This window comes from Sphingomonas sp. BK235 (genome assembly GCF_004345855.1).
GTDB lineage: Bacteria > Pseudomonadota > Alphaproteobacteria > Sphingomonadales > Sphingomonadaceae > Sphingomonas.
The window spans coordinates 227,436-240,120 of record NZ_SLXN01000005.1 but is presented as its reverse complement, the minus strand read 5'-3'; the positions used below and the strand labels follow the sequence as shown (position 1 = coordinate 240,120).

At 71.3% G+C, this 12,685-nt stretch carries 12 protein-coding genes; 4 read left to right on the top strand and 8 right to left on the bottom strand.

The genetic code is table 11. The annotated features are described in order from the left end of the window. Window positions 1–98 precede the first annotated feature (98 nt). Window positions 99–1,274 carry an aromatic ring-hydroxylating dioxygenase subunit alpha gene (locus EV292_RS14665; RefSeq protein WP_207913437.1) on the bottom strand — a complete coding sequence of 392 codons (1,176 nt, stop codon included), beginning with the start codon at window positions 1,272–1,274 and terminating at the stop codon, window positions 99–101. A gap of 48 nt (window positions 1,275–1,322) precedes the next feature. On the opposite strand from EV292_RS14665, the gene EV292_RS14660 reads away from it, so the two are divergent. Next, window positions 1,323–1,895 carry a TetR family transcriptional regulator C-terminal domain-containing protein gene (locus EV292_RS14660; RefSeq protein ID WP_132909972.1) on the top strand — a complete coding sequence of 191 codons (573 nt, stop codon included), beginning with the start codon at window positions 1,323–1,325 and terminating at the stop codon, window positions 1,893–1,895. A gap of 154 nt (window positions 1,896–2,049) precedes the next feature. Here EV292_RS14660 and EV292_RS14655 read toward each other — a convergent pair whose 3' ends face one another. The 7 genes from EV292_RS14655 to EV292_RS14630 form a co-directional block, all read right to left on the bottom strand. Further along, the gene (locus EV292_RS14655; protein ID WP_132909971.1) at window positions 2,050–3,195 is read right to left on the bottom strand and encodes an L-lactate dehydrogenase; all 1,146 of its coding nucleotides are present in this window, start codon (window positions 3,193–3,195) and stop codon (window positions 2,050–2,052) included. A 7-nt stretch (window positions 3,196–3,202) separates the two neighbouring features. Further along, window positions 3,203–3,979, bottom strand: coding sequence for an enoyl-CoA hydratase (locus EV292_RS14650; RefSeq protein ID WP_132909970.1), 777 nt, complete (start codon window positions 3,977–3,979; stop codon window positions 3,203–3,205). Further along, window positions 3,976–5,160 (bottom strand): CoA transferase, encoded by a 1,185-nt coding sequence (locus EV292_RS14645; protein WP_132909969.1) that lies wholly within the window; start codon window positions 5,158–5,160, stop codon window positions 3,976–3,978. The genes EV292_RS14650 and EV292_RS14645 overlap by 4 nt, the downstream gene beginning before the upstream one ends. Window positions 5,161–5,251: 91 nt before the next feature. After that, window positions 5,252–5,689 (bottom strand): cytochrome c, encoded by a 438-nt coding sequence (locus EV292_RS14640; RefSeq protein ID WP_132909968.1) that lies wholly within the window; start codon window positions 5,687–5,689, stop codon window positions 5,252–5,254. 23 nt (window positions 5,690–5,712) lie between these two features. Continuing rightward, window positions 5,713–5,958, bottom strand: coding sequence for a hypothetical protein (locus EV292_RS23145; protein WP_243693792.1), 246 nt, complete (start codon window positions 5,956–5,958; stop codon window positions 5,713–5,715). Continuing rightward, entirely contained in the window at window positions 5,873–7,741 is a 1,869-nt protein-coding gene (locus tag EV292_RS14635; protein WP_243693791.1) for a PQQ-binding-like beta-propeller repeat protein, read from the bottom strand. The genes EV292_RS23145 and EV292_RS14635 overlap by 86 nt, the downstream gene beginning before the upstream one ends. Window positions 7,742–7,764: 23 nt before the next feature. Then, complete coding sequence (locus EV292_RS14630) at window positions 7,765–8,721, bottom strand: cupin domain-containing protein (RefSeq protein ID WP_132909967.1); 957 nt, start codon at window positions 8,719–8,721, stop codon at window positions 7,765–7,767. 140 nt (window positions 8,722–8,861) lie between these two features. On the opposite strand from EV292_RS14630, the gene EV292_RS14625 reads away from it, so the two are divergent. From EV292_RS14625 to EV292_RS14615, 3 genes are read left to right on the top strand one after another with little or no spacing between them, the layout of a single operon-like run. After that, window positions 8,862–9,374, top strand: coding sequence for a CHRD domain-containing protein (locus EV292_RS14625; RefSeq protein ID WP_132909966.1), 513 nt, complete (start codon window positions 8,862–8,864; stop codon window positions 9,372–9,374). Window positions 9,375–9,376: 2 nt separating this feature from the next. Next, complete coding sequence (locus tag EV292_RS14620) at window positions 9,377–11,656, top strand: PQQ-binding-like beta-propeller repeat protein (RefSeq protein WP_132909965.1); 2,280 nt, start codon at window positions 9,377–9,379, stop codon at window positions 11,654–11,656. Continuing rightward, window positions 11,653–12,645, top strand: coding sequence for an MBL fold metallo-hydrolase (locus tag EV292_RS14615; RefSeq protein WP_132909964.1), 993 nt, complete (start codon window positions 11,653–11,655; stop codon window positions 12,643–12,645). Before EV292_RS14620 ends, EV292_RS14615 begins: the two co-directional genes overlap by 4 nt. Window positions 12,646–12,685 lie beyond the last annotated feature (40 nt).

Genomic DNA, 12,685 nt, shown 5'->3' with positions numbered 1-12,685 from the left:
TGACGACTGCGGTGTACGCGGCCCAATGGATCCCGGCTCAAGGCCGGGATGACGGACAACGGCGGCGTCTCGTCGCTACGCCAACCTACCGCCACCCCTCACACCCCGCGCACCCGCCGCGACCAGCCCGGGGGCGGGGCGCGGTGCTGGCGTGCCTCGGGGATGCGCTCGCGGATCTTGGCGGCGAAGCTGCGCAGGCACACCTCGCTCGCGCCGATCGGGCCGGCGGTGTAGCTCGACGACGCCATCCCCTCCTGCACGCGCTCGATCAGCCAGGTGTCCTCGGCGTTGACGGTGCGGTTGATCCGCCAGTTGGCGTAGCGCACCAGCCGCATCTCGCGCCGCGCGTCGGGCAAAGCGAAGCTCATCTCGCGCAACAGGCTGGTGGTCGGCGTCAGCGGCAGCCATTGCATGAAGTCGATCTGGTCGGCGTAGATGTCGAACGCCATGTTGGGCCACAGCTTGTAGTAGAGCCAGCGCCGCTGGTTCGCCTCGGGCAGATGGTCGACGCGCGGCAGATGCGTCTGGTAGAAGCGCTCCCACCAGTCGCTCGACGGCCGGTCCACCAACTCGCCCGACATGCGATCGACCCAGCCTGCCGCCTCGATCGCGTAGCTCTTGCCGAACAATCGCGTCAGCCCGTCGTGCGCGACCGGGATGTGGAGGTTGTCCGAGTAATTGTCGCCGACATTCTTCCAGTTCACCCGCCGCTCGCGCTCGCGCACGTCGGAGAGGCGGCGCATCTCCTCGAAGCGATAGGGCGCCACCTCGGCGTCATAGGGCGCCATCATCGTCGCGACGCTCGGCCCGCCATCGTCCTCCAGCCGCACGAAGACGAAGCCGCGCCAGATCTCGACCGCGACGCTGGCGAGCCCGTTCTCCTCGAGCCGCAGTGCGGGATAGTCGCGCTTCATCGGCACGCCCGACAGGCGCCCGTCGAGCTCGTACACCCAGGCATGATACGGACAGACGAGCTTGCGGGCGCAGCCGCTCGCCCCCTCCACCAGCCGCATCGCGCGATGGCGGCAGACGTTGTGAAAGCCGCGGATCACGCCGTCGGTGCCGCGCACGGCGACGAGCTGCTCGCCGAGATAGGAGAGCGTCCGCCACGCGCCCGGCTCGGCGAGATCGCTCTCGTGGCAGACGATCTGCCACGACGGGAGGATCACGCGCGCGCATTCCAGCTCGAAATATTCGGCGTCGGTATAGAGCCAGCCGGGCAGGCTCCAATCCGCGTCGGGATCGGCGTAAGGCAGATCGGACGAACGATGCACGGAGCCCTCAACGGTGGTTATTGCACGACCGTATAACAACGCTGTCCGATGAGCAAGCGCTCGTCCCCCGCGGCGCGCCGCGCCGAGTTGATCGATGCCACGGCGAGGGTTCTGGCGGCGCGCGGCGCGGCGGGGACGTCGGTACGCGTCATCGCCGCGGCGGCGGGGGTGTCGCCGGGGCTGGTGACGCATCATTTCGGCGGCGTGGAACGGATGGTCGAGGCGACCTATGACCGCCTCGCGGCGCAGGTCGGCGCGGCGCTGGAGCGCGCGGTCGCCGCGGAGACCGCGCCGCGCGCACGGCTCGAGGCCTATCTCGACGCCAGTTTCGCGCCGCCGATCGCCGACCCCACGCTGCTGGCGACGTGGATCGCCTTCTGGAGCCTGGCACAGGGTGGCGGCGCGATGCAGGCGAGCCACGAGCGCCATTATGCCGGCTATCGCGCGCGCCTGGAGGAATTGCTGGCAGAGGTGGGCGTGACGGCACCGCGACGGCGGCTCGCCGCGGTCGGGCTCACCGCGCTGGTGGACGGGCTGTGGCTGGAACTGTGCCTGTCGCCGGGCAGCTTCACCGCGGACGAGGCGCGCGCGATCGTCGCCGGTTATGTCGCGGCGCTATGACGCAGGGCGGATGATGCCGCCGACCGGCGCGGGGCGGCTGATCCACCTCGGTCGAACCGTGCTCCTGCGAACGCAGGAGCACGTTGCTGGTTCGAACAAGGATGGATCCTACGCTCGCGGGCCGGTAGACGCGCGCCGAGCCGACGCGACCCGCTCAGCGCGGCGGGGCGACCAGCACGTCGCGCCCCACCGCGGTCACGTCGCGCTGCCCCGCCAGCGCCATCGCCACCGCCAGTTCGTGGCGCAGCAGCGCGAGCAACCGCGTCACCCCCGCCCCGCCCTGCGCGCCGAGCGCATAGGCCCAGGCGCGCCCGAGCAGCACGCCGCGCGCGCCGAGCGCGAGCGCGCGCAGGATGTCGGTCCCCGAGCGGATGCCGCCGTCCATCAGCACCTCGGCGCGGCCATCGACCGCCTCCACCACGCGCGGCAGCGCCGCGACCGCGGAGGGCGCGCCGTCGAGCTGGCGACCGCCGTGGTTGGAGACGATGATCGACTCCGCCCCGGCCGCGACCGCGTCGCGCGCGTCCTCGGCGTCGAGCACGCCCTTGATGACGAGCCGCCCGCGCCAGTGCCGGCGCAACCACTCGAGGTCGGCCCAGGTGACCGAGGCGTCGAAGTTGCGGCTGACCCAGGCGGTGAACTCGGCCAGCCCCGCGCCGCCCGGCATCTTGGCGGCGTAGTTGCCGAGCGTGTGCGGCCGCCCGCGCACGCCGACGTCCCACGCCCACGCCGGGTGCCGCGCGATCTCGACCGCGCGCCGCAGCCGCGCCGCCGCGCCCTGGTCGCCGGTCAGGCTGGTGCGCACGTCGCGGCGCCGCGGGCTGTGGACGATCAGGTCGACCGTCAGCACCAGCGTCTCGACCCCCAGCGCGGCGGTGCGCGCGAGCAGGTCCTCCATGAAGCCGCGGTCCTTGATGATGTAGAGCTGGAGCATCAGCGGCGCCGCCGCGGCCACCTCCTCGATCCCGCAGCACGACGAGGAGGAGAGGATGAACGGCACACCCGCCGCCGCCGCCGCACGCGCCGCCTGGACCTCGCCGCGCCGCGCGTACAGGCCGGCGAGCCCGATCGGCGCGAGCGCCACCGGGAAGTCGGCCGCCTGCCCCATCAGTGTCGTGGCGAGGGTGAGCCCGTCGACGTCGCGCATCACGCGCTGCCGCAGCTTCAGCGCGGCGAGATCGGCGGTGTTGGCGCGCAGCGTCTCCTCGGCATAGGAGCCGCCGTCGATATATTCGAACAGAAAGTCGGGCAGGCGCCGCCGCGCCATCGCGCGGAAATCGTCGACCGAGGCGGCGATCATCGCCCGCTCACGCGCCGCGCCACTGCGGCGTGTCCTTGGCGAGGAACGCGCGCACGCCCTCGGCGAAGTCGGCGCTGCCGTAGACGCGCGCGATCAGGTCGGCGATGTCGGGCTGCGCGGCGACGGCGGCGCGGCGGATCGCCTCCTTGCTCACCGCCATCGTCAGCGGCGCGTGCGCGAGCAGCCGATCGACCAGCGCGGCGACGGTGGCGTCGATCTCCGCGGGCGCGACCACGGCGTTGACCAGCCCGAGCGCGTGCAGCTCGGCCGCGTCGACGATCTCGGCGCCGAGCAGCAGCCGCTTCGCCATCGCCACGCCGGCATGCTGGACCAGCCGGCCATAGCCGCGCGCGGACAGGCAGTTGCCGATCGTCCTTGCCAGCGGCGAGCCGAACCGCGCGCCCGCGGCGGCGACACGGAAGTCGCTCGCGAACGCCAGCGCAAGCCCGCCGCCGACCGCCCAGCCGTCGACGATCGCGATCACCGGCTGCGGCAGCGCCTCGACCGCGCCGACATAGCCGTCCATCTCCGCCTCGTACGCGACGCCCTGGTCGCCGCCGGTGAAGTCGCGGAAGCCGGCAATGTCGGTGCCCGAGACGAACGCCTTGCCGCCCGCGCCGCGCAGCGTGACGACGCGCACCTCACGGTCGGCGGCGATCGCGGCGCAGGCGTCGCCCAGCCCGCGCCACATGTCCCAGGTCAGCGCGTTATAGGCGGCGGGGCGGTCGAAGGTGATGCGCGCGACCGCACCCTGCTTCTCGTAGCGGGTGACGCCAGCGCTCACGCCGTCGCGCCCTGCGCCAGCCGGCCCGCCGCGCGCAGCTCGCCGCGGATCTCGTCGCCGTGCTCGTCGAGCAGCGGCGGCGGGTAGCGCACCTGCTGCGGCGTCGCCGACAGCTTCACCGGGAAGCCCAGCGCCTTGATGCTGCCCTCCACCGGGTGCGGGATGTCCTGCACCATCGCGCGCGCCTGCGCGTGCTCACTGGTGGTCGACTGCGCGTAATCCAGGATCGGCCCCGCCGGCACGCCCGCGGCGAGCAGCGCGTCGACCCAGTCGGCGACGCTGCGCGCGCGGAAGCTGGGGCGCAGCAGCTCGATCAGCTCGCGCGCGTTGCCGACGCGCGCGCTGTTGTCGACGAAGCGCGGGTCGTCCGCCAGCTCGGCGCGATCGATCACGCCGAGCAGCGCGAGCCACAGCTTCTGGTTGGCGGCGGCGAAGACGAACCAGCCGTCCGCCGCCTCCACCGCCTGATAGGGCGCGGACATGCGGTTGGCGCTGCCGAGCGGGCGCGGGCTCTTGCCGGTGCCCCACAGCTCCGCGGTCTCCCACACCGACAGGCCGAGCGCGGCCTCGAACAGCGAGGCGGTGACGAGCTGCCCCTCGCCGGTGCGCTCGCGCACGAACAGCGCGGACAGGATGCCATAGGCCGCGAACAGCGCCGAGCCGAGATCGCCCACCGGCGTGGTGTTCTTGACCGGCTCGGCGTCGGGGAGGCCGACCGCGCTGATCAGCCCCGACATCGCCTGCGCGATCAGGTCATAGCCGGGGCGAGTCGCCCAGGGTCCGCTCGCGCCGAAGCCCGAGATGCTGGCGTAGATCAGCCGCGGGTTGCGCGCGCGCAGCGTCTCATACCCCATGCCCAGCCGCGCCGCGACGCCGGGGCGGCCGTTCTCCACCAGCACGTCGGCGGTGTCGACCAGGGCGTAGAAGGTCTCGCGATCGGCCGCGTCCTTGAGATCGAGGACGATGCTGCGCTTGTTGCGGTTGAGCGCGAGGAAGCCGGGGCTGTCCTCGCCCTTGAGCCGGAAGCCCATCGAGCGGCGCGAGCTGTCGCCGACGTGCGGCGGCTCCACCTTGATGACGTCGGCGCCCATGTCGCCCAGCAGCATGCAGCAGAACGGCCCCGCCATCACCTGCGACACGTCGAGCACGCGGATCCCCGCCAGTGGCTGATCGCCCGTCATCATCCCCGCCCCGCCCCTCGGCACTCAAGTGTATTCATCTTATGCAGCTTGCATACAACTTCCGCGAGCGGCGGCAAGGGCCGGCGCGCGCTCACGCGCCCGGCTTGTCCTGCGTGATCGCGATCGTGCCCAGCGCCCCCGCGTCGCTGGGCAGGTCCGCGCTGCCCGCGGGGAAGCCGTTCTTCGACAGGATCATCGCCTCGACGTCGGCCACCTTGGCGGCGCCGAGCGAGTTCGGATTGTCGAGCGGCATGGTCGTCTTGATCCGCGTGAACAGCGCCGCGGCAGTCTGGCCGTTCCAATTGGCGAGGAAGCCGCCGCCCGCGAGCGCCGGCGCCTGGTCGTTGCCGCCGAGCGCGTCGCCGTGGCAGCTCGCGCAGTGGGCGGCATAGACCGCGGCGCCGCGCTGCACCTGCGCCGCGCTATAGACGCCGCCCCACACGCTCCTCGGCGCGGCCTGTGACAGCGCCACCGCGGGCAGTGCGACCAGCGCGACGGCGAGCAACGGGCGGAGCGACGGATGGGGCATGCGCACCTCTGGGGACAAGCCGCTCACGCGGCGGGGAGACGGTAGGCGACCAGCTCGCTGCTGTACGCGCCGCCGCCGATCGCGATGACGATGTACTGGCGCTGATCGAGCATGTAGGTCATCGGCGCGCCGGTCTGGCCCGCGGGCATGTAGACCGCGCCCTTCTGCTCGCCGCTGGCCTTGTCATAGGCGCACAGCATCGCGCCGCGGCGCCCGTCGGGCAGCGTGAAGACGCCGGGCTCGCCGCAGATCACCAGCGTCTTGGTCACCAGCGGCCCGACATTGCCCGAGCGCCCCGTCTTGGGGATGGTCAGGCCCTTGAGCTTGGGATGGTTGCGCACCGTGTCGGGGGTCTCGCCGTGCGCCACCTGCCACAGATGCGCGCCGCGCTTGAGGTCGATCGCGGTGATACGACCATAAGGCGGCTTGAGCAGCGGCAGCCCCTCCACCGTCAGCGCGCCGTACGTATGGTCGCCGCGGCGCGGCGCGTCGGGCATGCCGCGCACGTTGATGACCGCGAAGTCGGAGCGCTTCGATGACCGCGAAGTCGGAGCGCTTCGGATCGTCGTTGGGCAGCTCGCTCATCACATCGGCCACGGTCTTGGAATAGACGTAGACCACGCCCGTCTCGGGGTCGGCGCCGCCGCCGGGCCAGTTGGTGCCGCCGGTCAGGTTGGGCGCGGTGAGCGTGCCCCAGGTGCCCTCGCGGTCGAACATCGAGGCCGGAGTGAAGAGCGGGCCGCGGCGATAGTTCTTCGCGACCGCCAGCGCCTTGGCGCGAAGCTCCGGCGTGAAGTCGATCAGGTCGTCGTCGCCGACGCCCTGGACGTCATAGGCGGCGGGACGCGACGGGATCGGCTGGGTCGGCGCGTACCATTCGCCGGGCACGTCGCCCTTGGGCACCTTGCGCTCGGGGATCGGCCAGATCGGCTTCCCCGTCGCGCGGTCGAGCACGTAGAGGAAGCCCTGCTTGGTCGGCTGCGCGAGCAATTGCCGCGTGCGCCCGCCGACCGGCACGTCGAGCAGCATCGCGGCGCAGGGGATGTCATAGTCCCACAGCCCGTGGTGGACGAGCTGGTAGTGCCATTTGCGCTCGCCGCTATCGAGGTCGACCGCGACGATGCTCTCGCCGAACAGGCCGGGGCCGCGACGATACTGGCCGCCGACGTCGCCGGTCGGCAGCTCGATGCCGAGATAGGCGAGGTTGAGCGCGGGATCGGCCGAGATCTGGCACCACATGCCGGCGTTGCCGATGGCCGCGGTGCCGTCGAGCCAGGTGTCATAGCCGAACTCGCCGGGGCGCGGGATGGTGTGGAAGATCCACTTCCGCCGACCGGTGCGCGCGTCATAGCCGCGCACGTAGCCGCGGACGTTGTCGCGCGTCTTGGGCACGTTGCCCGCGGTGTGCGCGGCGCCGACCACGACCGTGTCCTTGGCGACGAGCGGGGTCGAGTTGAGCCCGACGTCGCTCTCGATCAGGTCGATCTCCTGGTCGAACTCGGTCTTGAGGTCGACCACGCCGTCGCTGCCGAAGCCGGGGATGCGCTGGCCGGTGCGCGGGTCGAGCGCGATCAGCCGATAGCCGATCGTGACGTAGAGCAGCCGCTCCTCTTTGCCGTCGGTCCAGTAGGACACGCCGCGCCCGGAGAGCTGGCGCGGCGCCTTGCGCGCGCGCTCGCCCTCGTCCTCGCGATGGATCCACAACAGCTCGCCGGTCGCGGCGTCGAGCGCGACCACGTCGCGGCGCGACCCGGCGGTGGAGTAGATCACGCCGTTGACCACCAGCGGGGTCGCCTCGAGCTGATAGTCGGGACGCGTGCCGAGCGAGTCGGTGCGGAAGCGCCACGCCACCTCGAGGCTGTCGAAATTCGCCGCGTTGATCTGGTCGAGCGCGGCGTAGCGCGTGCTCGCCAGATCGTTGGCATAGTGCAGCCAGTCGGTGTCGCCCGGGGCACGCTGCCGCGCGCTGACCTGCGCCGCCGCGAAGGGCGCGCGCAGCGCCAGCAACGTCAGCGGCGGCAGCGCCAGCAGCGCGCGTCGGGTGAAGCGCATCGCGCGGTCCCCTGCCGGCGGCCTCAGTGCGCCGGCTCGAAATTGTGCAGGATGACGGGGCGGGGGTTGATCGGGATGCGGGTCGACATCGGGGCGCTGGGATCGTTGCCGGCGCGGTGCCAGCGCCCGCGCGCCGCGGTCACCACGTCACCTGGCTCCGAGGTGAAATAGGGATAGCCCTCGATCTTGTAGCCGATCTTGCCTTCCATGATGAACCAGAACTCGGTCCATTCGGTGTGGAAATGGCCCTTGTTGGTGTCGGGCGGCACCGCGTCGGCTGCCTTGCCGCGCAGGATGTTCGAGGTCCAGTGATCGTCCCACACGAACTTGCCGTTGTACGGCTTGTCGCCGACCGCGATCGTCTTGAAGAAGTCGACGTAGATCGGGTTGGTGTCGCGATCCTTCGCCGGGCCGGGGTTGCCCGTCACCTTGACATAGGTGCGGCCCTTGACCGGGTCGGGGGTCTCGCTGGGGGGATAGAGCGGCGCGGTGCCGGCCTGGCGCACCTCGAACCAGACGGCGGGCTGCTGCCCGACATTCTCGACCGAATAGACGTGGCGGAACGGCACGCTGACCATGAAGCCCTTGGTCGCGGTGAAGGGCTCGGCGCCGTCGATCGTCACGCGCAGGCTGCCGTCCCACACGATGAACATGATGCGGTCGTCCGCGAAGAAGCGCGGCTTGGTCTTCTTGCCGGCGCCGAGCGAGACATAGTCCGCGTCCTGCTCGGGGTTGCGCACCACGGGATGGACCCAGTCGCTCTGGCCGCGATGCGCCGCGCGGATGTCGGCGAGCTTCCAGTGGACCTTGTTGGGGGCACTGTAAGCGGTCGGCTGCGTCGGCTTGGGCGCCCAATATTCGCCGGGCATCTTGGGCTGGGTCACCGGCATCGGATCCTCGCGCCCGGAGAATTGGGCGGAGGCGGCGACGCCACCGGCGAGCGCCACGACCGCGCCGCCCAGGTACAGCAACCCTTTCATCCCACTCTCCTTTTTGCGACGCTGCCCGTGGGCGCGCCGTTTGTATGGACAAGCACAATCTTGTATGCGATCTCGAACGACGTCAAGCGCGCGGACGATGATCCTCGTCAACCGGTGCTGGCGCTTCGGGGAGGATCGGGATGCGCTGGACGCTGGCGGGGCTGTTATTGACCGCGATCCTCGCCGCCCCGCTGCCCGCCGCCGACTATCAGGCCGATCTCGGTCCGATGCCGCTCGACGACGAGACCAAGGCGGTGATCGCGGGGCGCGGCGAGGCGGACGCGCGGCTCGACGGCACGCGGCTGACGGTCAGCGGGCGCTTCCGCGGCTTGCCCTCGCGCGCCACCGCGGCGCACCTGCTGATCGGCGCCGCCATCGGCGTGCCGGGCAGCAAGGCGCTGACGCTGACGGTGAGCGGCGACACCGACGGCACGATCGCGGGTAGCTACCGGCTGAGCAGGGCACAGGCCGCCGCGCTGCGCACCGGGCGGCTGTACGTCCAGATCGACAGCGAGAAGGCGCCGCCGGGCTATAGCTGGGGACCGAAGGGGACCTTGTGGGGCTGGCTGCTCCCCGCGCACGCGCGCGCCACCCCCGGCGTGCCGCAGCGCGGCGGCTGGTTCCTGCCGCAGCTCGACACACCGCGGCGCTGACCATGCGACACTTTGCCCTTCGCCCCCGCGCCGCGCTCCTGCTCGCCGCCGCCGGTGCCGCGCTCGCCGGCACGATCGCGGTCGCGCAGCAGCCCGGCGGTTTCTTCACCCGCGCGCAGGTCGCCGCGGGACGCAGCGCCTATGCCGAGCAATGCGCCGCCTGCCATCAGAGCGACCTCGCCGGCGCCACCGACGCGCCGGCGCTGACCGGCGCCTCGTTCAACGCGGTGTGGGGCAAGCGCGCGATCGCGGCGCTCTATAGCAAGATCCACGCCTCGATGCCGTACGGTCGCGGCGCCAGCCTCGACGACGCGACCTATGACGCGATCGTTGCCTATATCCTCTACGCCAATGGCGCGCCCGCGGGCGACACGCCGCTCGATCGGAACGCGACGACGCTGCTCGGCGCGGTGGCGAGCGGCAAGCCCCCCGCCGACGCCTTCGCCGACCCCCAGGCCACCGCCGCGACCGGCGCGCCCGCCGGCAGCACCGCCTCGCAGGAGGCACAGATCGGCGGCGCCAAGGAGTCCGCTCCCGCCGACGGCCCCGGCGGCGCCGCCGCGCCCGCCACCTCGGCGGGCTTCGCCGCGCCGGGGCAGAAGGTGAAGTACGCCGATCCCGGCCGCTTCGTGCTGCCGAGCAAGCCGGGGCTGAGCCTCAGGGGCGCGATCGCCGGCTATCGCCCCGTCACCGACGCGATGCTGCGCGACCCGCCACCGGGCGACTGGCTGATGTTCCGCCGCAACTATCAGGGGTGGAGCTACAGCCCGCTGGCGCAGATCGACACCGGCAACGTGGCGAAGCTCCAGCTCAAGTGGATGTGGTCGATGCCCGAGAACGGCACGATGGAGGACACCCCCATCGTCCATGACGGGATCATGTACATGTGGGGCGTCGGCAACGTCATCCAGGCGCTCGACGCGCGCGACGGCGAGCTGCTGTGGGAAAACCGGCTCGGCCCCTTCCCCACCAGCGCCGGCCCCGGCCCGTCCTCGGTGGAGACGCGCGCGATGGGGCTGTGGGGCACCAACCTCTACGTCAACACGCCCGAGGGCTGGGTCTATGCGCTCGACGCGCGCAGCGGCGAGGAAGTGTGGAAGACGCACATCACCGACGAGAAGCCCGGCGTCGGCCGCTCCACCGGCGGGCTGATCATCATCAAGGGCAAGGTGATCGTCGGCATGACCAATTGCGGGCGCAAGGGCACGCCCGACCATTGCTATATCAGCGCCTATGACGCCGCGACGGGGAAGCGCGACTGGACCTTCGCCACCGTCGCGCTGACCGGCCAGCCCGGCGGCGACAGCTGGGGCGCGCTGCCCGACGACGAGCGCAAGGGATCGGAGACCTGGATCGCGGGCACCTACGATCCCGCGCTCGACACCACCTATTGGGGCACCGCGCAGGGCAAGCCGTGGCGCCGCGACGAGCGCGGCTCCGCCACCGGCGCGACCGACTACGCCAACTCGACGCTGGCGCTAGACCCCGGCACGGGCAAGCTGCGCTGGTGGTTCAACCACGCGCCGGGCGAGACCTTCGACCTCGACGAGGTGTTCGAGCGCGTGCTGGTCGATCACGGCGAGCGCAAGTCGCTCTACACGATCGGCAAGGCCGGGATCCTATGGCAGCTCGATCGGACGAACGGCAAGTTCCTCGGCGCCACCGAGACCGTGTTCCAGAACGTCTTCACGCGGATCGACCCGGTGACCGGCCGGCCGAGCTACCGCGACGACGTGGTCAAGCAGCAGTCCGACCAGTGGCTCGCCTCCTGCCCCGGGCCCGAGGGCGGGCACAATTGGCAGGCGATGAGCTATCACCAGCCGAGCGACGCTTTGGTGATCCCGCTCAGCCAGAGCTGCGTGCTGATGCTCGGCAACGGCAGTCAGGTCTATTACGAGATGCCCGGCACCGGCGGGCAGCTCGGCCGGCTCTCCGCCTATCGCGCCCGCGACCGCGCGCCGCTGTGGACCGTGCAGCAGCGCGCGCCCTTCCTCACCTCGGTGGTGTCGACCGCGGGCAACCTCGCCTTCGTCGGCGATTTCGACCGCGTCTTCCGCGCGGTCGATGTGCGCACCGGCGAGACCCTGTGGAAGACGCGGCTGGGCACGACGGTGCAGGGCTTCCCCGTCTCCTTCGCGGTCGACGGCCAGCAATATGTCGCGGTCACCACCGCGCTGGGCGGCGGCAGCCCGCAGCTCAAGCCGGGGACGATGCTGACCGAGGTGCATCGCCCGATCACCGGCTATGCGGTCTATGTCTTCGGGCTGCCGGAGGAGAAATGACCCTCACCGCCTGGCTCGCCGCGCTGCTCGCCGCCACCCCGGCTCCTACGCCCAGCGTGGCCGACTATCCGCGCCCGCTCACCTTCCCGAAGGAGAATCGCGCCGCCGCGGCGCGCGCGTTCGACGCCGCGCGGCGGATCGCGCGCGACGACCTGTTCGTCGACTTCGCGCACCGCTGCATCCTCGACGCGCGCTACAAGCCGCGCACACAGGGCGAGCAATATAACGGCGTGGTCGAGCCCTTCGCCGCGTTCGACGAGCTGTTCTCAGTCGGGCAGATGGCGGTGTCGGCCTGGGCGCTGCGCACGCGCGACGGCATCGTGCTGTTCGACTCGCTCAACAACGCCGACGAGGCGCGCACGCTGATCGAGCCCAATTTGCGCGCGATGGGACTCGACCCGCGCGACGTCCGCTACGTCATCCTCAGCCACGCGCACGGCGACCATTACGGCGGCGCGGCGCACTTCCAGCAGGCCTATGGCGCGCGCGTGATCGCCTCCGCCGCCGACTGGGACGAGATGGAGTCGCCGCAGCGACTCGAGGTGCGCGGCTGGGGACCGCCGCCGCGCCGCGACATCGCGGTGGCGGATGGCGAGTCGCGCGTGATCGGCGGCGTGCCGATCCGCTTCCACGTCACCCCCGGTCACACGCGCGGCACGCTCTCGACGATCTTCCCGGTGCACGATCGCGGAAAGCGCCACGTGGTCGGCTTCTACGGCGGCTCGGGCCTGCCCTGGACACCCGAATTGCGCGCCGCGCAGGTCGGGTCGATCCGGCGATGGATCGGGCTGACCCGCGCCGCCGGCGTGGACAGCCAGATCGGCAACCACCCGCTCCATTATGAGGCACTCGAGCGACTCGAGATCCTGCGCTATCGTCAGCCCGGTCAGGCCAATCCGTTCGTGCTCGGGCGCGATCGCTACCGGCGCTACATGCAGGTGCAGGAGCAGTGCACGCGGCTGTGGATCGCGCGCAACGGCGAGATGTAAAAAACCCCCTTGCACACACTGCAAGATTTATGTCGACAAT